Consider the following 22,330-nt stretch of genomic DNA (forward strand, 5'->3'; position numbering starts at 1 on the left):
GAATCGGCAGAACTGCCGACGAACGATAGGCCGATTCCCTTCCGCTCGGAAGCTTCGCAAACTTCTGGCAATACTGCCGACTGATTCAGGCCGAGCGGGCCGGGAAATGCGCGAGGGCGGTGCTGCCAACTTCTGGCAACACCGCCCTCGCGCTAGTGCTTACGAGCCGATCAGCTCTTTCGGCCCGGCGCCTTGGCGCCGGACTTGAAGCCCAGTCCACCCGGCTTGGCGGTGGGCGGCTTCGGTGCGCCGTTGCCCTCGGTGGAGGCGCTGTCGCCGGACGCAGTGCTGTCCGCCGCCTCGGGGTCCGCAGCGGGCGTGGGCTCGGCCGGTGCCGCGGCCTCCGATGCCCCGGCGTCGTCCGAGGCCGCAGGCTTCGGTGCACCCGGAGCCTTCGCCCCGGGCTTCTTGAAGCCGGACTTCATCGCCAGCCCCTTGGGCGCAACCGTCGGCTTGGTCTCGGTCGGGCCGGACTCCGCGGCGGCCGATTCGGGCTGAGCGGCGGGTGTTTCCGCAGCAGGCGCGGATTCGGCGGGGGCGGCCGGAGCCTTCGCACCCGGCGCCTGGGCCCCGCCCTTCATCGCAAGGCCCTTGCCGCCGGGCGCTTTCGCCGCGCCCTTCATGGCGAGGCCACCGGGCTTGGCCGCAGGCGCGGCGGGAGCCTCGGATGCTTCGGCGGACGCTTCGGGAGCCGGTGCCTCGGTGGCCGGGGCGGCCTTGGCGCCGGGCGCCTTGGCCGCACCCTTCATCGCGAGCCCCTTGCCGCCGGGCGCTTTCGCCGGACCCTTCATGGCCAGGCCCTTCGGGGCGGCGGTCGGCTTGCTCTCTGCGGATCCCGCCGGCGCAGCCGGAGTCTCGCCGGCCTCCTCGGCCGGAGCGGCATCCTTCGCGCCGGGCGCCTTCGCGGCACCCTTCATCGCGAGTCCCTTGCCGCCGGGCGCTTTCGCCGGACCCTTCATGGCCAGGCCCTTACCGGCGGCCGGGGCCCCGGTCTTCGCCGGGGATTCGGTGGTCTGGGCCGGAGCTTCGGCCTTGGCGGGCTCGGGTTCCGGTGTCGGTTCCGGCTCCGGCGCCTTCTTCGGCTCCTGGATGACCTTCAGGTTCTCCGACAGCGTCTGCGGCTGCACCCGCTCGATGGCGTTCAGCATCAGCTGTGCCACATCCACGACCTCGACACCCTGGCCGACCTCGCCCGAATCCTTGCGCGCCGTCACACCGTCGGTGAGCATCACACGGCAGAACGGGCAGCCGGTGGCGATCATCGACGGCGAGTTGCCGCCGTCGAGGGTCGACAGCGCCTCGTCCGTGCGATCCAGGTTGACGCGCTTACCGAGCTGCTCCTCCATCCACATGCGGGCACCGCCGGCACCACAGCACATCGATCGCTCGCCGTGCCGCGGCATTTCGGCCACGGCCGCACCGGAGGCCGCCATCAGCTCGCGCGGCGCGTTGTAGATCTTGTTGTGCCGTCCCAGGTAGCAGGGGTCGTGATAGGTGACCTTCTCCGACACCGAGGTCACCGGGATCAGCTTCTTCTGCCGCACCAGCCGGTTCAGCAGCTGGGTGTGGTGCACGACCTCGTAGACGCCGCCCACCTGCGGGTACTCGTTGTTGAGCGCGTTGAAGCAGTGCGCGCAGGTGACGACGATCTTCTTCTTCGAATCCTCGACACCCTCGAACACCGAGTTCAGCAGCTCGATGTTCTGCATCGCCAACTGCTGGAACAGGAATTCGTTACCCGCACGCCGTGCCGAATCGCCGGTGCAGGTCTCCTCCTGACCGAGCACCATGAATTTCACGCCCGCGGTGGCCAGCAGCTCCGCGACCGCCTTGGTGGTCTTCTTCGCGCGGTCCTCGTAGGCACCGGCACAACCCACCCAGAACAGATATTCGTAGCCGTCGAAGCTGTCGGCGTCCTGTCCGAACACCGGAATGTCGAAGTCCAGCTCGGAGATCCAGTTGAGCCGGTCCTTGGCGTTCTGCCCCCAGGGGTTGCCCTTGTTCTCCAGGTTCTTGAACAGGCCCGCCAACTCCGACGGGAACTCCGACTCGATCAGCACCTGGTAGCGCCGCATATCGATGATGTGGTCGACGTGCTCGATATCCACCGGGCACTGCTCCACGCACGCGCCGCAGGTGGTGCAGCTCCACAGCACCTCGGGATCGATGATGCCGTTCACATCCTCGCCGCCGACCAGCGGGCGCTCCGCCTCGGCGCGCGCCGCCTCCGAGATCTTCGCCAGCGCGGCCTCGTTCGGCTTGCCCTCGGCGTCGACCAGTCCGACCTCGTCGCCGCCCATATCCTTGCTGCCACCCGCCAGCAGGTAGGGCGCCTTGGCCACGCCGTGGTCGCGCAGCGACATGATCAGCAGCTTGGGCGACAGCGGCTTACCGGTGTTCCAGGCCGGGCACTGGCTCTGGCAGCGGCCGCACTCGGTGCAGGTGGTGAAGTCCAGCCAGCCCTTCCAGGAGAAGTCCTCGACGCGACCGACACCGAGGGTGTCGTTATCGGGGTCGATCTCCTCCATATCGACCAGGGCCTTGCCCTTGGAGGTCATCGGCTTGGCCGCGCCCAGGGCGACGCCGCCGTCGTCCTCACGCTTGAAGTAGATGTTGAAGAACGCCGCGAACCGGTGCCACGCCACACCCCAGTTGATGTTGCGCCCGACCAGCAGCAGGAAGGTGCTGCCCGACACCATCTTGACGAACGCGAAGACCGAGACCATCGCGACGCTGGACGGCAGCAGCTTGGCGACCTGCATGGTGAAGAAGTCGCTCCATACCGTGGCGTGACCGTAGGTGGCGATCTTGCCCGCCTTCACCAGGACCATGCCGAGGCCCTCGATCAGCACGATGGCCTCGATGGTGTAGGCCGGGCCGAACCTCGAGCCGCTGAACCGCGACAGGCGCTCCGGCACCCGCGGGTGGTTGAGCTGACGGATGACGATCAGCACCACGATGCCGATCACGGTGGCGACGCCCAGCACCTCGTCCATCAGGTGGTAGATGCCCCAGCCGCCGACGATCGGCCAGTGGAACTCGGGATCGAAGGTCTGCGGATACGCCTCGAAGTACAGGATGAACCCGGCGAGGAAGCCGATCATCACCAGCCAGTGCGCCCAGCCCACCGTGCGGAACTTGTTCATCCGCGTATGGGCCAGGAACTCCACCAGCATCTGTTTGAAGCGCGGGAAGAACGGCCGCCATCGATCCGGGGCGGGCTGGCCGATCATGATGGCGCGGACCATCTTGCCGACGCCGCCGACGAATGACGCCCAGGCCAATAGGCTGAACGCCACCCCAATCGTGCCCAGCGTCACTGTCAGGGCATTCATGTCGCGACCTTCCTTCGGTTCAACGAGCATTCGGCGGCAGGGCTGTTGCCGCCTCGGTTGCACGTATCCTAACGGGCAGTAAGTTACCCGCCGGTAACTTATCTGTCCATCATATGATGACGTGTCGGGAGTGCCCCATCTTGCTGGGGCTTGACCCGACCCGTGATGTGACCGCGCCCACGCATGTTCCTGCAGTAATGCCAGGTGCGATTCGCTATCACGGTAAAACTCGGCAAATCCGGCCCTATACCCAGGACAGGCTTAGTTGGATTGGCGGAAAACGGATCTCGCTTCTCGCCAGCTATTCGACTAGGCTCACGTCGTCCTGCTTGCTGTGCGTGTCCGCACCCCGCTCGGGGAGGGTTCCACAGGTTTCGACCTGAGGGATGCGTGGGCTCTCGCGGGGGCGACGCGGACAGCGAAACCTGATGATGGATTGGATAACCGAATGAAGTTCCGCAGAGGTACTGCGGTGGGCGCCCTGGTCATCGGAGCGATGACCGTTGGGTTCGGTACTGCTCACGCTGAACCTGCCGCACCGGCCCAGCCCGAGCTCAAGTACTCGGTCATGCTGGAGGACGCGAAGCAGCCGGGGGCACCGAAGACAGTGGTCACGCGGCTCGGGGGAGGAACTTTCCAACTGTCGAAGACCGAGGTCGCCGCCAAGGCCGGTGAGCAAGCGACCCAGGTCGACACCGTCGACGTGAAGGATGCCGACGGCAAGACCGTCGTGACGCTGCCGCTGGCCTACAACGTCGCCGGCACCCAGGTGCAGGTGAAGCCGGAGATCAAGAACGACGGCAAAGAACTCGCGCTGACCCCGGACAAGACCGTCGCCTCCGATAAGCAGGTGGAGATCCAGCCGGTGCTGACCGACGGCACCCGGCCGGTGCTGAAGGACGTCGCCTCGCCGATCGAAAACCAGCGGGCCATGGGCGAATTCTCAACCCAGTTCGGCCTGGCCACCGCCGTCGGTGGCTTCGTCGGCACGGCCGTCGGTGTGGTCGTCGGCGGTATCGTGGGCTGCCTGCTCGGACTGCCGTTCCTCGGTGTGGGCTGCATTCCGGCCGCGATCGCGGGTGCCGGTATCGGTGGCATCCTCGGAACCGTCGCCGTCGGTGGCCCCGCACTGGCCCTCGCCGGTATGGATCTGGTCAACACCTTGCAGGCCGCGCCCGGCACCAGCAAGTGGAGCGACGAGAACATGGCCCGTCAGCAGCAGCAACAGCAGGGTCAGAACTGATCCGTGCGAATGTCGAAGCGGCCCGTACTCTTTCGAGTACGGGCCGTTTTCGTTGCTCAGGCCGGTAGTTCCAGCTTTCCGGTGAACGACACCTCGCCCTTGGCCCGCCCGAGCCGTCCGAACGTCCGCTCGGCGAGGGAGAAGGTTCCGTCCTCCCGCACGAGTAGCACTGTGCTGCACCGTGTTCCGTGGATGGTGTCGGCGATGAATCGCGCCGAGACCGCGCGTTCGCGTTGGCGCGACAGGCCGGTGGCGGGCAGTTCGGCGTCCGGCGCGATCGACCGGTCGGCGAGCACCTCGAAATAGGCTGTGACGGAATCGGTTTCGGTGCGGATGACCTCGCGCAGTCCGGACAGCCCGTCGCGCACCTTCGGCCAGACCGGTGAGCCGGTGTCGCTGCGAATGGCTATGTCGCTGTGGATATCTCCCGACCCCAGCAGTGCGCCGTTCGACAGCCCGTGCAGTCCGGGCAGGAGTTCGGCCGGGGTGAGCGTGCTGCGATTACTGTGCCACCACAGCGTGTCCAGATCCGACACCACCGCGTTGTAGCCGTTGTAGTCGTCGGGGGCGGCCGCGATCGAGCGGACGAATTTCTCCGGTCCCGCATCCGACTGCAGAAAATCCAGCAGCAGGGCGCCCCGCGAGCGCACGTCGGTGCGCGTCTCGCCCGGTCCGCGCACATTGGTCACCGTCCCGAAGCGATGTGCGGTGGGTACGAGCCCGAGCCAGGTCCCGGGCACGGCCGTACCGTAGCCCAGATCCCGCCCCGCCAGCAGACCCGGAACCTCCGGCCACCACCGCAGGGATTCGGTTGGCCGAGTGTAGAACTCGTCCCGGTTGGCCGCCACGATCAGCCGATACTCCGGGTGAGCCCGCCACCCGATCAACACCAGACACATACCAACCAGCATGCCCCACGCACGCGAAAGGCCGACAGCGTTCGGGCTGTCGGCCTTTTCGGTGGTCTCGGGAGACGCCGCGCTCAGCTGGTGCGCACGCGCAGGCCCGGGTTGTCGGAGAGGACCACGTTCAGGGGCTGGGCGAACAGCTGGGGAGCATCGCCGGTGATGATGCCCAGGGCCTCCGGGATGATGCAGACCGGGTAATCGGCCACCGAGGAGGCGCTGGAGATGCCCAGGGCCTGGGTGCCGGTCACGATCGGGCCGCCACTGTCGCCGGGCAGCGCGCAGATGTTGGCCGAGAAGCTCTGATTCAGCTCACGATCGCCCACCTGCACGGTCTGGTCGACCGCATTCACCACGCCGCAGCTGAAGCCGGTGCGCGACCCGGACTTGCAGACCGGGGCGCCCACGACGGGCGTGGCCACGCCGGTGATCGCGATCGGCGCCGCGCCCGGCACCCGCACCAGGTTGTTGTCGAACCGGGGCACGTTCTGGTCGTTGACCGACACGATCGAGTAGTCCTGGCTGCCCAGCACCGACTTCTGGAAGCTGCCCAGCTGGTTGCCGAGATGATTACCGGGCAGCATTTCGAACATGGCCGGCGCGTTGGCGGTGCCGGAGGCGGGGATGTTGGGGTTGCAGTGACCGGCGGTGATGTTCACGACGTGGTCATTGCGGTCCAGGCCGTTGAAGCCCGACGAGCAGATCAGCTGCATGCGACCGGCCGTGGACGCGTAGGCGTCACCGGCGGCCACCGGCGCATTGCGCGACTCGCCGGCGATCGGCTTCGCCTGCTCCTGCGGCTCCTCCGGACCTGTCGGCGGGGCCGCCATCACGATCACCCGTGCCGGATCGACGAAGCCCGGCATCGGCAGGCCGGGCTTGTCCACCCGCACCGCGACGGAGTTGTTGACGGTGTCGATCACCGCGCCGCGCACGGCCTCGGCCACCGACTCCGGCTGCGTCGACAGCCACTGCTGGAAGGCGTTCTTCTCGCTGCGGAGCGCGATTTCGCTCTTGGCGACATCCTTGACCTGGAAACCGGCGTCCTGCGCGGCCTTGCGGGCGGCGTCGAGCTCCTCGCCCGGCGCCAGCGCGACCACCGCCTTACCGGCCTGATCCAGCCAGGCACCCGCGAACACCTGCGGATACTGCCGCTGCGCTTCGGTCGCGAACGCCGCCACCTGCTGGGCCACATCCGCGCGGTGCAGGTACTCCTCGGGCGAAATCTTCAGATCCCGCTGCACCGCCGCGGCCAGCTCGGCCGGCAGATTCGGTGCGGGAGCCGGATCCGGATCCGCCGAGGCCGACCCCGCCATCGGACCGAGGACCAGCGCGGCCGCCGAGGCGAGGACCGCTGCTTTGCGGAGACGGGCACGCGGGCTCGAGCCCGCGGCGGGCGACGAAGGACGGATGCGTGGCAGGAGCATGAGGCGACTATATGGGGTTCGCAACGTTATGCCTACTTGTCGGGAGTTCGTTTGCGGAGCTGCCCCGACCTCTCGGGGCAATGGTCGCCGGGTTTGCGGAAAATTCATTCCGCGTTCGGCTTTCACCCGGCATTCGGGCGGGTCCGCACGGTGATTCCGGAGCCGAGCCCGCCGCCGGAGGTGGCGTCGATATCGGCCAGAATGGCGCGGATCGGGATACCGAGCGAGGCGGTGCCACCGTATTGGGCCAGGCCGATATTCGCCTCGCCGCAGTTGGGTGCGTCGGCCGCGTTCGAGCCGCTGGTGATGCCGAGCGCCAGCGTGCCGGACACGATCGCGCCGCCCGAATCACCGCCGAGCGTGCAGGCCGTGCTGGCGAAGCCGCGCACGGTCTTGGATTCGCCGTCGGCGGTGTACAGCTGCGTCTCCACCCGGTCGGCCACCACGAAACCGCAGGTGAACGTGGACGATTGGCCCGACTTGCAGACCGGGGCGCCGACGATCGGATCGGTGGTGCCGGTGATGGTGATGGTGGTTCCGTTCGCACCGCGCACCGAGGGCTGGTCCATGCCCGCCCGGACCGCGCGATCGTTCAGCTTGATCACCGAGTAGTCCAGGCCGCTGTTACCGCCGAGTTGCGCGCGCACGAATGAGCCGACCTGCGGGCTGGCCTTCAGGTCGCGGACGTCGGGCACGTAGACACCCGCCTCTTCGGAACCCTTCCCGAGATTCGGATCGCAGTGTCCGGCACTGATATTCAGCGCATTGCCGGCCGCGTCGACGCTGTTGAATCCGAACGAGCACACATCGACGGCCTTCAACGACTCGTCCTGTAGCGAGGTCGCCGCGCTGATGTAGGTGTCGCCGCCCATCGGGCGCCGCTCCACCGGGCCGCCGCCGTTCGGTGACAGCACCACCTTGATATTGGCGATCAGGGTGGGCAGGTTCAACAGGTGGCCGGCCGGGGTGTTGGCGACATTGACCACCAGCTGACTGTTGAGGAAGTCGATGGCCACCGAATTGATCGCCGAGGAGATCTCGCGCGGCAGCGCGGCGACCCACTGGGTCAACTGATCGAGTGAACCCTCCAGATTGTCCGCGGAAATCGGCGCGAGGCGGGTCTGGTAGCCATCGGAGGCGGCGATGCGAGCGGCGTCGAGCGAGGTGACTGCCATCACCGGCTTACCGTCCTGGCCCAGCCAGGCGCCGGCGAAATCCTCCGGGCGCTCCGAACGGAATTCCCGCGCGTAATTGCGCAGCTGCTGGGCGCGGGCGGCGCGGTCGAGATATTCCGCGGGCGTCATCTTCAGATCGCGCGAAATCGCCTGTGCCAGTTCGGGTGGCAGTTGGTCCGCGGTCAACTGCTTCGGGTCCGACGAAGGGGCGGCCTGTGCGGGCGAGGCGGCGGACAAGAGGCCGAGCAGAACGGTCGAGGCGAATGCGACGGCGGCGGCTTTGACCGTGGCGCGACGCGCCGGCAACTTGCGCATGGAGTCCCTTCGTCAGGCACTGTCGTGCCGGGTAAATCCGCGGGCCGATAAACCGTTGTGCGGCAACAGCCCTCGTCCAGCAGCAGACCGGTGGTTCCGACCGAACAACCGGTCAGCGCTTCACTTTAGGGCACAAACCGGCAAAGTTCGCTACGAAATGATCACGGATTCTGGGGCAGCTGCAGCGGCGGTGGCAGCGGCAGGCCGGGGATCGGCTCGAGGGGGTTGGGAGCGGTGCGCCGCGGTGTGGTCCGGGGCTGCGTCGAGGAGGGGGTCGACGGTGTCGTGGTGGTGGTCGGCGGAGGTGTGGTCGTGGTGGGGGGCGGAGGCGGTGTGGTCGTCTCCGTGGTCTCGGTCGGCTCGACCGGGGGCGGCGCGGGCGCGATGGTGGTGGTTGTCACCGGGAGCGTCGTCGGGGGAGGAGGGGGCGGTGCGGTCGTCGTGAGGAGCTGGGAATGGGCGTCGGGCAGCGGCGGCACCGGGGTGGTGGTGTTCTCTCGGAACAGCAGTGCCACGCCCAGGCCGCCCAGCATCAGCCCGACGATCACGGCGCCCGCGATGAGCAGCGGTATGCGGCGATTCTTGCGGGCCGGTTCGGTGGTGGTGCCGGTGGTGGTCTGCTCCTCGACGGCGGCAGTGGCCGGTGCGGCCACCGGAATGGCCGCCGAATAGGCCTGTACCGGTGGCTCCTCGCTCGCCAGTGCGGGCAGGACGTCGGTGACCACCAGCGCATTCTCGGTATGCGTGGGGTCCGGCGGCGTCGTCCCCGCCGGGGTCGCGAGCACCGAGGCCAGTGCCGCCCTAGCGGCATCGTGGGCGAAACCGCGGCCGCTGCCGTCGTCGGAGCCGGGCAGATCGGCCTCGCTGACCAGCACCACCGCGCGCAGACCCAGGTAGTCGAGGGCCTCGCGCAGGGCATTCACCTGCTGCTGAGGCCAGGCCGCGGGGTAGGTGGCATAGAACTCCGCGGGGCCGTTGAGATGGTCCGCGGCGAGGTTGATCAGACAGAACAGTGCCGTCGCCACCAGGTCCTCGGCCCGGTAGGCCTCACCGTCGTCGACCGGGATACCGGCCGGGTCGCCGACCGCGGCGAAGAATCCGGTGATCGAGTGGGTGTGCCCGGCGGGCGGTTCGCCGCCCAGGGCGGTGTCTCCCTCGTCGGACATGTACAGCACCGGTTCGCGCACGATATAGAGGGGTTCGGGGGAATCCTCGGACGCGCCGATCTCGGCGTCCGGCTCGCCGCCGCTGGTCAGGATCGCCGCGATGCATTCGTCCTCGGCGATCCGCAGGCCCACCCCTGTGGCCATCCTCTGTACCTCGCTTCGCGTCTCATGGCGCCGCCTCCGGCGTCGCGGGCCGCGGTCGTTCCGCACCGCCGTCACACGAGCAGCGAACCGTGTCCCATGGCGCGGAGCATCGACAATAACTCCGAACGGGAACCGGCTCCGATGCGACGCCGGATCCGCGCGACATGATGCTCCACCGTCTTCGCCGAGATGTACAGTCGGGCGCCGATTTCACGGTAGGTCAGTCCCAGAAGTACCAATTCCGCCACTTCGCGTTCGCGCTCGCTGAGCAGGGTTTCGGTGGCCGGGGCGGGCTGCTGGGGCGGCGCCGCGGGTTCGGGTGGCTGGATCGGGTGCTGCTGCGGCCGGGCCTCGGTGCGAATCGTGCGGGCCAGTTTGAGCAGGGCGGTGGCGGTCGCCGAATCGTCGGCCGCGAGGGCCGCCTCGCTGGCCAGCCGCGCGGCGTCCCAGATCAGGCCGATACCGGCGAGGCGGCGCACGGCGGCGGTCACCTTCTCCTGGGAGACCTGGCCGCGCAGCACCAGCACCCAGGTGCGGCCCGCGTCGGCCAGCACCGCGGCATGCGGGTCACCGGCCAGCGCCGCGGCCTTCAACTGCTGGGCCGGTGGGAGCAGTTCGTCGGGGCGTTCGTGCGCGATGGCGGCCTGGATCGCATACCAGTGGAAGGCATTGGACCAGGCCGGTGGATGGTCCAGGCGGCGCAGCAGCTCGCGGACGGCATCGACCAGTGCGGTCACCCGGCCCTCGTCGCGCAGCCGGATTCCGGCCAGCCACAGCTCGCCGATCGGCAGCAGGGCCAGCAGATCGGCCCCGACCTCGTCGAACAGCGGATAGGCCGCCTCCCACGCCAGGACCAGCGCGGTGTGGTCGCCGCCGCGCCGGGCCAGGCCGACAGCGACGCCGTGCGCCAGCAGCCGATCCCGCTTCGACAGGGCCTCGAAATCGAGGGTCACAACGATTTTCGCGGCGGTCTGCTCGTCGCCGCCGAGCATCGCGGTCCAGGCCGCCAGGACCAGCAGATGCGGGTCGCGGTCACCACCGGCCCGCAGGGCGTCGGCGGCCCGGCGGGGTTCGCCCATACTCAGGCACAGCAGCGTCGCGATCGAGACCGCGGTGCAGGGGAGAACGCTGTCGGCGGCCGGGTCGGTGGCCCGGGCGGCCTGAATCAACGCCGAGGCCGCCGCAACGGCTGCGGCGCGGCCGGATTCGGCCGAACCGTTGCCCTCGGTCCCCGAGACGGGCACGCCGAGGGATTGAGCCACGGCGGTGGCGATCAGGCCCGCCCGCGCGGTCGCCTCGGTAGGCGGCCAGGGCGCCGCGGAGGTGGTCGACGCGGTGGCCGACTCGATATCGCCCACCAGATAGTGCACGGTCGCGCCGATGGCCCGGTCGGCACCCGCGCGCTGCGGGCCGAGCCAGGTGTAGAGCTGGGCGGCGCGGGCGGCGAGTCCACGCCGGGTCCACACCCCGGCGCAGACGCGAACGGCCGCAGCCACTTCCGCGGCGGGCGCGGTGGCACGGCCCAGCACCGGCTCGGCCAGCCGCAGGGCCGTCTCGCCGTCACCGGCGCGCGCGGCGGCCTCGGCCCAGCGGACCGCGACGGACTGCCGGTCGGCCCCGCTCGCCGCCGCCGCGGCGTAGTAGCGCACCGCCTCCTCACCCGTCTTTTCGGCGGTGGCACAGAGGAATGCGGCCAGGCGTGGATCGCGGACGCCGGATTCGGCGAGCAGCAGGGCGGTGTGGTCGCGCAGCAGCCCCGCCTCCAGGCGGGCCTCGAACAGCCGGCGCTGCACGGTCAGGAACCGGCGGTCGCCGACCAGGGTGCGCAGCGGGGCGATCGCCGGGGCCAGCAGGAGATCCGCATCGGTCACCAGGGCACTGGCCCGCGCTCGATCGATGAGGTCCAGGGCGGTGCCGTGGTCGATGTCCAGCACCTCGGTGAGTTCGCCGGGATCGAGGCCCGCGCCGGTGGTCGCGACGACGAACACGTCCAACAGGCGCGGATCGGTGCCGTCGAGCAGTGAGCGCGCCCAGGTGGTCACGGCGTCGTCGACCGCGCCGATGCCGGCGTCGAGCCGGGTCGCGCAGGCCGCGGACAGGGCCGCGACCACGCCGCCGTGGATTCCGGCGGTCTGGCGATGGATGTGCTGGGCCACCTGGCGCGGCACCATCATTCCCAATTCCCGGGCGAACGGCGCTATGTCGGCCACGCCCAGGGCGCGCAGATCCAGCACCCGGCCGCGTCGCGACACCGCGTCGATCAGGCCGCGCAGGGTGATGTCGTGCGGGCGGGGGCGGGTCGCGACCACGACGGTGCAGCAGCCGGATTCGACTACGACGGTGAGCTTTTCCAGCTCGGCCCGCTCGAGGGTGTGTGCGTCGTCGATGATCAGTGCGGGTGGTACGCCGTCACCGCGGCCCGTGGTGGCGACGTCGTCGCAGGAGGCGATGCCGCGGCCGCGCAGGCGGGCGCGGATCGCGGCGAGCAGCGTCGACTTGCCCGTGCCCGCGCGGCCGCGCAGGAGGTAGACCAGCGGATCCGGGCTGCGGGAATCCAGCTCGCGGAGGATTTCTCGTGCGCCCGGCAGGGATTCGAGCGCAACAGTTGCAGTTGTTATCACGGGCCCGACCTCAACCACCCGTGTGCGGGAGTACCTGGCCCGGCGCCTGCAGCACGGTGCCGAGCGCATCGCCCGCCTGACCGAGACCGTTGTTCAGGGTGTTGCCCAGGCCCGAGCCGGGTTGGCTGGGGAGGGTGGGCGCCGACGGTGGCTGCACGGGCGGTGGTTGCACGGCCGGTGCGGGTGGGGGCGAACCAGGTTGCGGTGCGGGCGTATTCGGCACCGGGGTATCGGGCCGGCTGTCGGCGGCGGGAGCCTGCGGGTCACTGCCGGAGGTGCTGACCGGAGCCGGGGTGTCGGCGGTAGTGCCGGAGATCGGTGCCGTCGTGGCCCGATCGCCTTGTGCGGTGCCGGTATTCGACACTGCCGTGAATCCGCCGGAAGTGGGGCCTGCACCGGCAGTCGAGGTGCCGGGCGTGGGCGTGGCAGTGGTCGGTTCGGACGAATTCGGGGTCGGTGACGACTGGATCGCGGTGCCGAGGGCGAGGGTGCCCGTCGCGAGCACCGCGACGGCCACGGCGGCACCGCCGATGAACGCCACGCGCCGCCAGGTGCCGACCCGGTCGGCGCGCTTTTGCTGCGGGAGCGGAGGCAGGATCGGGGTGCGTTCGGGCGCGGGGATGGGCTCGGGCGCTGCGGATTTCACGACCGCAGCGAGGGAGGTGGTGGTCTGGGCGGCGTCCGCGAACTGTGTGGTGTCGAGAAGGTCGGCGGCCAGGGCGCTCGCGCCGTGAGCGCTGGTGTGCGCCGGTTCCGAGTCGGCCAGGACGGGGACGCCGAACTCGGAAGAGATCAGCTCGGCCAGGAGCGGAATCGCAGCGCCGCCGCCGGTCAACAGGATTCGACCCGGGCGGGCGGAACCCGCCCGGCGCAGCGCCTCGTGGACCAGCTCCAGTGAGTGCAGCAGCGGTCCGCGGAACAGGTCTTCGACCTCGTCGCGGACCAGGCGGATGTCGCGGATGATGCCGGGCAGCCGGACCGGAACCACCGCCGCGGTATTTCCGGAAAGCTCTTCTTTCGCATTTCCGCACCGTCGGCGAAGGGCCGACAATTCTGTTTCGATCATCGGATCGAAGGGGTCGAAATCGTTTTCTCCCGCGGCGTTTGCCAGAACGTAACGCATTGTCAGGAGATCGAATTCGGCACCGGCGACGTCGGTGGAGCGCAGCGGCTCGCCCAGCAGACCGGATCGCGATCCGGTGCCGAGGACCGAGACGGTGACGCCGGTGGCGCCCAGGTCGTACACCACGACCGCATCGGCGTCGGGAAGGCCGTGGGTGTCCGCCAGCCATCGCAGCGCGGCGGTCGGCTCCGGCACGAGTGTGACGTCGCGGTGGCCCGCGCGGTCCAGGGCGGCGCGCTGGGCGGCGACGGCGTGCGCCGGCCACCAGGCCGGGTGGCAGGCCACGGTGCTCGCCGGCGCGAGATCGTCGACCATGCGGCCGATCACACCGGCGACCGGATCGGCCGCGGCGATCGAGGTTCCGTCGTCGGTGAGGATGCCGACCGGGTCGCCGACCCGGGACAGGAGGTTCTCCGATCCCGGCGCGCTCGGACGGATGTATACGGCGGTGCCGTGCGGGTGGCCATCTCCCCCCGAAGTGGTCACGGCGACCGTGTTCGACGACCCGACGGTGATGCCGAGCGCCAGGCCCTGAGCCATTCGAGAACCCCTGTCGTTCGCAAGCGGTGCGGTCGTCTCGACCTAACGAGGCTTTCGGTTGCTGGGGGTTCGTCGTTACTCGTTTCGGGGCGAGTACGGGGAAATTCCCCTAATGCCAGGCTTGCCCCCAATGCACTCGCCGAGCAGGGGAGGGGGCCGCGCCCCGTTTCGCGTAACGGATGGCGTTCCTAGCGTGAAAGGTAATTCGACTACTGCGGATCGCCGACGGTCCGCCGACCCGGGAGACGATGTGCGATGAGTCCCAACGCGATCCTCGAGTTCATCCTCGGCCTGCTGCGCGACCACGAGGCCGCGGTGGGTTATTGCGCCAACCCCGCCGAGGCATTGCACGCCGCGGGACTCGGGGCGGTGACGCCGGAGGACATTTCCGCGGTTGCCCCCATGGTGGCGGAATCGGCTCTGATCAGCGGTGGTTCGCAGCTGGCCGCGATCGTGGCGGCCGGTGCCGGTGCCGCCACGGGCGCGGCCGCCGAGGTCGCCGCGACCAGCCAGGCGAATCTGGTCGCCGGTGCCGCACTGGCCGCCGAGACCGGCGTGCAAGCGGGTGCGGGACTCGGGGTCGACCTGTCCGGTGCGGTCGAACTGGGAGCCGGGGCCGCCGCGGGCCTGGGCCTGAGCACCGGACTCCAGGCCGCCGCCGACGCGGTTGCCCAGGGCGGTGCGGACCTCACCGGCGCCCTCGGCGCCGCAGGCCAGATAACCGGCGACCTGACGACCGGCCTCGGCATCGGGTTGACCACGGCCGCAAACGGTGTGGCCGAAGCTGGTGCGGCCCTCGGCAACTCGCTGTCGGCGGCGGTCGACACCGCCATGGACGCGACCGCCGACCTGAACACCGGCCTCTCCGGCGCGCTGGGCGTCGCGGTAGGTGCCGGTGCTCAGCTGGGTTCGAGTCTCTCGGGTGCCGTCGAGGGTTCGGCATCCACCGCGCTCGAAACCAGCCTGAACGGTGCCGCCGAGGCGAGCAGCGGTCTGCAGACTGCGCTCGGTGGGGCCCTCGGCGGCACCGCGGATCTCGGGGCGGGGTTGACCGCCGCCGCGAACAGTGCCGTGCAGGCGAGTTCGGACCTCGGTGGAGCCCTGGGTGGTGCAGCATCCGGTGCGATCGGCGCCGGCAGTGGTTTGGAGGCCGGGTTGGGTGGGGCCCTCGGTGGAGTCGTGAGTGCCGGTTCGGATCTCGGTGCCGGGCTGGATAGTTCGGTGTCGGGTGCGGTCGGGGCCAGCAGTGGTTTGGAGGCCGGGTTGGGTGGGGCGCTCGGTGGAGCTGCGGGTGCGGGTTCGGATTTCGGTGCGGGACTGGGTAGTTCGGTGTCCGATGCGGTCGGGGTGGGTAGTGGGTTGGAGACCGGGATGGGTGGCTCGGTGGGTGGGGGGCTCGAGGCCGGGGTGCAGGGCGGGCTCGGTGCCGTGGGGGCGGGCAGTGGGGGCGTGCAGAGCGGGCTCGGTGGTGCGGTCGATGGTGTGGCGAATACCTGGTCGAGTGTTGATGTTTCGCATGCGTTCGGCAGTGGTGTCGAGGCCTCGTTCGGTGGCGGTGTCGGCGGTGAGCTCGACAGCACGCTGCAGGGCGGTGGGCATGGCGGGCTCGATGCCTCCGGCGGCGTGACCGGGTCGAGCGGACTGTTCGGCGATGCCGGTGCGCATGCCTCCGGTGCCGCCGATGCCCATGCGAGCGGTGATGTCACCGGCGGCCTGCTGCACTGATCGAAGGGCACGAGAGGGAAATGGGGATCGTGGTGGGTGGTTCGGCGGTGCAGGCACCCGCACTGCCGCTGGTGACGGTGCTTGCCGAAACCATCGCGGCCGCGCGTGCGGCGCAACGCGGCGACCTGGTGGGACGGCTGGAGGTGCTGGCCGAACGGCTTCGCGACCCGCGCCGCCGGATCGTGGTGGCCGGGTTGGGCAATCAGGGAAAGAGCCGGTTCGTCAACGCCCTGCTCGATCTCGAGCTCTGCCCGGTCGGTGACGACGCCACCACCACGGTCCCCCTCCTTCTCTCGCACGGTCCGCAGACCGAGGCCGAACTCGTGCTCGCCGGACCCGGCGGCAGCGAGGCCGGTGGGACACGGGTATCGCTGCCTCTCAACGAGATTCACACCATCACGCCGCACTCACCCCGTGGCCACGCGCTGCGGCTGGAAATCCGCGCACCCAGCCCGCTGCTGGCCGACGGCATCGTGCTCGTCGACACCCCGGCCATCGGGGGGCACGCCGCCCCCGGCGCCGCGGGAGTTCTCGGCCTCGCACCCACCGCCGACGCGGTCCTGCTGCTGTCGGACGCCTCGACCGAACTCACCGAACCGGAAGTCGACTTCTTGCGGCAGGTCCGTGAGCTGTGCCCGGCCGTGGCGATATTGCTCACCAAGATCGATCTGTATCCGCACTGGCGTCAGGTGGGGCAGGCCGATCAGGGCCACCTGAAACGAAACCACGTGGAAATACCCATCATTGCGGTGTCGTCGCTGCTGCGCACACACGCCATGCGGCTGCAGGACGAGCAACTGGGCCGGGAATCGGGTTTCGGCCCGCTCTACGATTTCCTGCGCGAACAGGTGGTGGCGCGCGATCAGGCCGCGACCCGTCGCGCGGTGGCACTCGACATCTCCTCGGCCGCAGAGCATCTGGCTCTGGCCCTGGGCAGCGAACTGGTGGCGCTGCGGGACCCGGAGAAAGGCGCCGCGGCCGTGCGTGAGCTGCGCACGGCCAAGGCCCAGGCCGAGGACCTGCACCGCCGCACCGCCGCCTGGCAGCAGACCCTCGGCGACGGCATCACCGACCTGGCGTCCGATATCGACCACGATCTGCGCGACCGCCTGCGCGCCATCGGCCGCACCGCCGAGGAGTGGATCGACGACAACGACCCCGGCCGGCTCTGGGAACAGATGGCGCAGTGGCTCACCACCACCGTCGACACGGCCCTCGGCGACAACCTGCTGTGGACGCATACCCGCGCACTCCACCTGGCCGAGCGTGTTTCCGAACATTTCCGCGAGTTCGGCGGCGTCGAACTGCCCACTGTGCGGCAGGAACTCGATCACGGTGCCTCCCGGGCCGATTCGGTGACGCTCACGGACCTGGAACCGGACCTGGGCCTGGGCCACAAGGTGTTGGTGGGCATGCGCGGCTCCTACGGCGGCATGGTGATGATCGGTCTCGCCAGTACGGTCGCGGGACTGGCCTTGATCAACCCGGTGTCACTCGGGGCGGGAGTCCTTTTGGGCGGCAAGGCCTTCCGCGACGACAAACGAGAACGGCTGGCGCGGCGGCGCACCGAGGCGAAGACGGCGGTGCGCCGCTACCTCGACGATGTCAGCTTCGAGGCGGCGAAACAGTCCCGCGACCGGCTGCACCGCATCCACCGGGTACTGCGCGACCACTTCACCGGCATCGCCGACCGCAGCCTGCGCTCGATCAACGATTCCCTGCAGGCCGCCCAGGACGCCGCCGGGGTGGAGACCGCCCGGCGGAACGCGCGCTGCGCCGAACTGGAGCGCCAGCTGCGTATCGTCGCCGAATTGCGCCGGTACGCCGCGGCGATGCTGCCTGCCGCCGATGTCCGGCCGATCTCGGGGTAGTGCCCGGAATCTCCCTTCTCCCTCGGTACGGTATCCGCGTGAGTTTCGAGGTCACGGGCGCGGAGCAGGGCATCGTGCCCGAGACGCGCCGGTTGGTGGCGGCTGCCCGGCAGGCGTTCGCGGGACGGTCACGCCCGGCCGCGCTGCTCGACGACTGCGCGCGGCGCCTGGATCAGCCGCTGCGGGTGGCGCTGGCGGGACAGCTGAAGGCCGGGAAGTCGACGCTGCTGAACGCGCTGGTCGGGCAGGACATCGCCCCTACCGACGCCACCGAGTGCACCCGCATGGTCACCTGGTATCGCCACGGTTCCACGCCGCGCGTCACGGCCTACGCCACCGACGGCGCCCGCGCGGATGTGGTGGTGCGGCGGCAGCCGGGCGCCGACGGGCTACCCGGTGCGCACGGGCTGTCCTTCGATCTGTCGGCGCTGCGCTGGAATTCCGGTGGCCCGCGCGAGGTGGATCATCTCGAGGTGGACTGGCCCGCGACGGCATTGACGCGCACCACGATCATCGACACCCCCGGCACCTCGTCGCTGTCTCGCGAGGTGTCGATGCGGACCGCGCGGCTGCTGACCCCTGATGATCCCGGTGCCGGTGCGCTGCCCGAGGCCGACGCCGTCGTCTACCTGCTGCGCCGCCTCGACGCCTCCGATATCGGCCTTCTCGAGCGCATCGGGTCCGGCGGCGACGCGACCGGTCCGCTGGGTGTGGTGGGCGTGGTGTCCCGGGCCGACGAGATCGGCGCGGGCCGTATCGATGCCCTGCATTCGGCCCGCGAGGTCGCGGCCCGCTTCGCCACCGAGTTGGAGCGAACGGGCCTGTGCCAGGCGGTGATTCCGGTCGCCGGTCTGCTCGCCTTCGCCGCGGCGACCCTGCGTCAGCGCGAGTACGACGCGTTCGAAGCGTTGGCGACGGTGCCGGTGGAGGAGTTGAGCACCGCCCTGCTGTCGGCCGACCGCTTCGCCCGCCCGGAACTGCCGCTGCCGGTGCCGCCGGAACTGCGTGCCCATCTGGCGGCCCGCTTCGGACTGTTCGGAATCCGCCTGGCGGTCACCCTGATTCGGCTCGGGGTCCGCGACTCCAGCACGCTGGCCGCGGAGTTGACCGAGCGCAGCGGCCTGGACGAATTGCGTTCGGTGCTCGATGTGCAATTCGGCCAGCGCGCCGACCAGCTGAAGGCGCATTCGGCCCTCACCGCGCTGGCCGGTGTCCTCACCGCCTATCCCGGCACCCGGGCCGACCGGCTGCTGCCCCGGGTCCGCACGCTGCTCGCCGACGTGCACGGCTTCGCCGAACTACGCCTGCTCGGGCGCCTGCGCACCGACGAATTGGCCCTCCCCGCGGCCGACCTCACCGAACTGCACCGCCTCATCGGCGGCTCGGGCGTCGCCCCGCACCGACGGCTGGGCCTGCCCGACCACACGGACCCCTCGGCCCTGCACACCGAAGCCCGTGCCGCCGTCCATAAATGGCGCACCCGCGCCCGGCACCCCCTCGCCGACCAGTTCACCGCCAACGCCTGCCGCACCGCCGCCCGCAGCGCCGAGGGCATCCTCGACCTGCTCCGCTAACCCAGCCGCACCCCGTGCATGCACCCGCACCCCCTGCACAGCGTGCGGATAACGACGCGGGGTGCGGCTGAGGTGCTCAGGGGGCGGTGGCGGGGCTGGCCGGGTCGATGAGGATCTTGGCGTGGCGTTCCGGGTTGCCCAGGGCGGCGAAGGCGTTGTCGACGCCTCCCAGGCCGACGGTGCCGGTGATGAGCGGGGTCGGGTCGACCTTGCCGTCGGCGATCATGTGCAGGGTGTCGCGGAATTCGCCCGGGTCGTAGCCGAGGACGAAGCGCAGCTCGATCTCCTTGTTGATGGCTATGGCCGGATGAATGGTGTCGGCCTCCATGCACACTCCGACCACGACCACGCGGGACAGGGGCGGGGCGGCGGTGAGGATGTGGTCGATGATCCCGGGGACGCCGACGCATTCGAAGATCACCGGACCCGACGGTCCGGCGTTGAGCGCATGCGCCAGCCGGAATCCGTACCACCACGGCATATTCGGGATGCGACGCAGCCGCTCCATGGCGTCGAATCCGAGGTTCAGCACGTCGGTGACGCCGGTGATGTGTCCCTTCCTGGGTGCAGCGGTCCACGGGGATCCGGTGCCGGGATCGACCGCCACATCGGCCCCGCACCGGACGGCCAACTCCCGGCGCCGCGGTGAGAAGTCGCTGGCAACAACGGTTTTCACCCCCGCGGCCTTCAACATGGTGATCACCGCGAGCCCGATCGGCCCGCAGCCGATGACGAAGGCGGTCTGCCGCGTCGACACCCGCCCCCGCCGCACGGCATGCCATGCGACGGCCATCGGCTCGGTGAGCGCGGCGTGGTCGGCCGACAACCCGTTCGGCACGGCGAATGTCATCGACTCCTGCACCACGACCTGTTCGGCGTAACCGCCCGGCGCGGCCGCCGACAGACCGGTCAAATGCGGCTGCCGCCCGTGCCGCACGATCGGCAGCGCCACCACCCGGGTGCCCCGCTTCCACCGTTTGCGGCATCCGGGGCCGTAATCGACCACCTCGCCGCAGAATTCGTGACCGAGCACCACCCGCTGATCCGACCGCATGAAGTGGTCGTAGCCGGTCGCCTTCGTCAGCTCGGCGAGTTCGTCGCAGTGCGAACGGGCATGCAGATCCGATCCGCAGATGCCGCACCGCAGGACATTGATCAACACCTGTCCGGGCCCTGGTGCCGGCGCCGGCATCTCGGCGACTTCCAGCTTGCCTTCGGAACAGACCACCGCCTTCATATCCGCACGGTACCGCGCGGTACAGCTATGTGTTGTGGATCACGGTGCGCTGCGGTCACAGGCGGCCCGAACCGGTGTCGAAACGGTATGTCACCACTCCACACGGAAGGACACGCGCGATGGCCACCATCGATGTTCTCGACTCCTACCTCAACTACGTCGACACCGGGACCGGCGATATCCCGGTGGTGTTCCTGCACGGCAACCCCACCTCGTCGTATCTGTGGCGCAATGTGATTCCGTACGTCGCCGACCGGGCCCGGGTGCTCGCACCGGATCTCGTCGGCATGGGCGATTCCGGCAAGCCCGATATCGCTTATCGCTTCGCCGACCACGCCCGCTATCTCGACGCCTGGTTCGACGCGATGGGGCTGGACCGGGTGGTCATCGTCGGTCACGACTGGGGCGGCGCGCTCGGAATGGACTGGGCCGCTCGCCATCCCGGCCGCGTCCACGGGATCGCGCTCCTGGAGACCTTTCTGCGGCCGATGCGGTGGGACGAGATGCCACCCCAGGGCGCCGACCTGTTCCGCAAATTCCGCTCACCCGAGGGTGAGCGAATGATCCTGCAGGAGAACATGTTCATCGAATTCAATCTGCCGTTCGGTGCGAAATCCCTCACCCCTGCCGACCTCGATGTCTACCGCGCCCCGTACCCCACCCCCGAATCCCGTAAGCCGATGCTGGTGTGGCCGCGCGAGTTACCGCTCGGCGGCGAACCGGCCGACGTCGTCGCCATCGTCGAGAACTACGGCCGGTACATGGCCCGCACCCCCGAGATCCCCAAGCTGATCATGGCCGTCGAGAACGGCCTCGGCCTCGGCTCTTCCGAGATGATCGACTGGGCCGCAAGCACCTTCGCCTCGGCCGAGGTGGTGTCCATCGGGCCGGCCGGGCATCACGCACCGGAGGACCAGCCCGACGCCATCGGCACCGCCGTCGCCGAGTGGTTCGACCGGCACGTGCGCACTGCGGTGGCTGCCGATCTCGGTGGTTGCGGACGGCGGGGAGTGGGCCAACGATAAGGGGGTGCAGCCCGATACGCAGCAGGAACACATTCGTGACGAAGAAGAGCTGCTGGCGCGGGCGGTGGGGGGAGATCGGGAGGCGGTTGCCGAGGTGGTTCGGCTGCTGCAGGACCCGATCTACCGCCTGGCCCTGCGCATGGTCGGCAGGCCCGCCGATGCCGAGGACGCCGTGCAGGAGATTTTGTTGCGCGTGGTGAGCAACCTCGGCAGCTGGCGCGGGGAGGCGAAGCTGACGACGTGGGCGTATCGCATCGGCGTCAACTATCTGCTGAATCTGCGTCGCCGCAGCCCGCAGGAGGCGGCTCACCTGTCGCTCGACGAGTTCGGGGAGGGGCTGAAAGACGGTCTGGCTGCCGAGGATTACCGGGGCCCCGAGGCGACGCTGCTCACCCGCGAGGTCCGCCTCACCTGCAGCCAGGCCATGATGCAGTGCCTGTCGCGGGACGAGCGCGTCGCCTTCGTGCTCGGCGAGGTGTTCGACCTGAGCTCCGCCGACGCCGCCTGGATTCTCGGCATCACCGCGCCCGCCTATCGAAAGCGCCTGGAGCGGGCCAAGTCCCGGCTCGGGAACTTCCTGAACGCGACCTGCGGGCTGGTGAATTCGCAGGCATCGTGCCGCTGTGCCCGGCGGGTGGGCAAGGCCGTCGACCTCGGGCGGGTCGATCCCCGGCGGCCGGCGCTCGCCACCCACCCGATCACACCCGGCGGCCGCACCGCCGCCGAGGCCGAACGGCAGATGGGTCGCCTGCACGATATGGCTGCCGTGCTGCGTGCCCACCCCGACTACGCGGCACCCAGCGCCCGGATGGAGGCGGTCGCCGATCTGCTGCGGTCGGATCGTTTTCCCCTGTTGATTCGCGGGGAGTGACCGGTGTGTGAGCCGGGCGCCGATGGGTATCTC

The 22,330-nt window shown here is 69.7% G+C and carries 14 protein-coding genes; 6 read left to right on the forward strand and 8 right to left on the reverse strand.

Translation table 11 applies throughout. From position 1 onward, the window contains the following. Positions 1-170 precede the first annotated feature (170 nt). Positions 171-3,335: a heterodisulfide reductase-related iron-sulfur binding cluster gene (locus IU452_RS10880; RefSeq protein WP_195108809.1), complete on the reverse strand. Its 3,165-nt coding sequence runs from the start codon at positions 3,333-3,335 to the stop codon at positions 171-173. 448 nt (positions 3,336-3,783) lie between these two features. Between IU452_RS10880 and IU452_RS10885 the strand changes: the two genes are divergently transcribed. Further along, positions 3,784-4,578 (forward strand): hypothetical protein, encoded by a 795-nt coding sequence (locus tag IU452_RS10885; protein ID WP_195108810.1) that lies wholly within the window; start codon positions 3,784-3,786, stop codon positions 4,576-4,578. A gap of 56 nt (positions 4,579-4,634) precedes the next feature. On the opposite strand, the gene IU452_RS10890 is transcribed toward IU452_RS10885, so the two are convergent. The 6 genes from IU452_RS10890 to IU452_RS38860 all read right to left on the reverse strand — a co-directional run bounded on the left by IU452_RS10890 (position 4,635) and on the right by IU452_RS38860 (position 13,994). Then, on the reverse strand, positions 4,635-5,477 hold the full coding sequence (locus tag IU452_RS10890) for an NRDE family protein (RefSeq protein WP_195108811.1): 843 nt from the start codon (positions 5,475-5,477) through the stop codon (positions 4,635-4,637). A gap of 83 nt (positions 5,478-5,560) precedes the next feature. Further along, a complete protein-coding gene (locus tag IU452_RS10895; RefSeq protein WP_195108812.1) occupies positions 5,561-6,910 on the reverse strand; it encodes a S1 family peptidase in 1,350 nt (449 codons plus the stop codon). 122 nt (positions 6,911-7,032) lie between these two features. Next, positions 7,033-8,400, reverse strand: coding sequence for a S1 family peptidase (locus IU452_RS10900; RefSeq protein WP_195108813.1), 1,368 nt, complete (start codon positions 8,398-8,400; stop codon positions 7,033-7,035). A gap of 161 nt (positions 8,401-8,561) precedes the next feature. Continuing rightward, positions 8,562-9,710 (reverse strand): hypothetical protein, encoded by a 1,149-nt coding sequence (locus IU452_RS10905; protein WP_195108814.1) that lies wholly within the window; start codon positions 9,708-9,710, stop codon positions 8,562-8,564. A 71-nt stretch (positions 9,711-9,781) separates the two neighbouring features. Next, positions 9,782-12,331 (reverse strand): LuxR C-terminal-related transcriptional regulator, encoded by a 2,550-nt coding sequence (locus IU452_RS10910; protein WP_324192547.1) that lies wholly within the window; start codon positions 12,329-12,331, stop codon positions 9,782-9,784. A gap of 10 nt (positions 12,332-12,341) precedes the next feature. Continuing rightward, positions 12,342-13,994 (reverse strand): Hsp70 family protein, encoded by a 1,653-nt coding sequence (locus IU452_RS38860; protein WP_195108816.1) that lies wholly within the window; start codon positions 13,992-13,994, stop codon positions 12,342-12,344. Between the two features lie 255 nt (positions 13,995-14,249). Here IU452_RS38860 and IU452_RS38865 point away from each other — a divergent pair, with 255 nt between their 5' ends. From IU452_RS38865 to IU452_RS10930, 3 genes are read left to right on the forward strand one after another with little or no spacing between them, the layout of a single operon-like run. After that, a complete protein-coding gene (locus IU452_RS38865) occupies positions 14,250-15,719 on the forward strand; it encodes an IniB N-terminal domain-containing protein (protein WP_195108817.1) in 1,470 nt (489 codons plus the stop codon). Between the two features lie 20 nt (positions 15,720-15,739). Next, positions 15,740-17,590 (forward strand): dynamin family protein, encoded by a 1,851-nt coding sequence (locus IU452_RS10925; protein ID WP_195108818.1) that lies wholly within the window; start codon positions 15,740-15,742, stop codon positions 17,588-17,590. A 38-nt stretch (positions 17,591-17,628) separates the two neighbouring features. After that, entirely contained in the window at positions 17,629-19,164 is a 1,536-nt protein-coding gene (locus tag IU452_RS10930) for a dynamin family protein (RefSeq protein WP_416382300.1), read from the forward strand. Between the two features lie 76 nt (positions 19,165-19,240). Here the strand turns inward: IU452_RS10930 and IU452_RS10935 are convergent, their stop codons facing one another. Beyond that, complete coding sequence (locus IU452_RS10935; protein ID WP_195108819.1) at positions 19,241-20,401, reverse strand: zinc-binding dehydrogenase; 1,161 nt, start codon at positions 20,399-20,401, stop codon at positions 19,241-19,243. Positions 20,402-20,520: 119 nt separating this feature from the next. On the opposite strand from IU452_RS10935, the gene IU452_RS10940 reads away from it, so the two are divergent. Together IU452_RS10940 and IU452_RS10945 are read left to right on the forward strand one after the other, a co-directional pair. Continuing rightward, positions 20,521-21,426, forward strand: a complete 906-nt coding sequence (locus IU452_RS10940) for a haloalkane dehalogenase (RefSeq protein WP_195108820.1) — start codon at positions 20,521-20,523, stop codon at positions 21,424-21,426. 4 nt (positions 21,427-21,430) lie between these two features. Next, positions 21,431-22,297 (forward strand): RNA polymerase sigma factor, encoded by an 867-nt coding sequence (locus tag IU452_RS10945; RefSeq protein ID WP_195108821.1) that lies wholly within the window; start codon positions 21,431-21,433, stop codon positions 22,295-22,297. The last annotated feature ends 33 nt before the right edge of the window (positions 22,298-22,330 follow it).

The organism is Nocardia transvalensis (genome assembly GCF_015477765.1).
In the GTDB taxonomy this organism is placed as follows: domain Bacteria; phylum Actinomycetota; class Actinomycetes; order Mycobacteriales; family Mycobacteriaceae; genus Nocardia; species Nocardia transvalensis_A.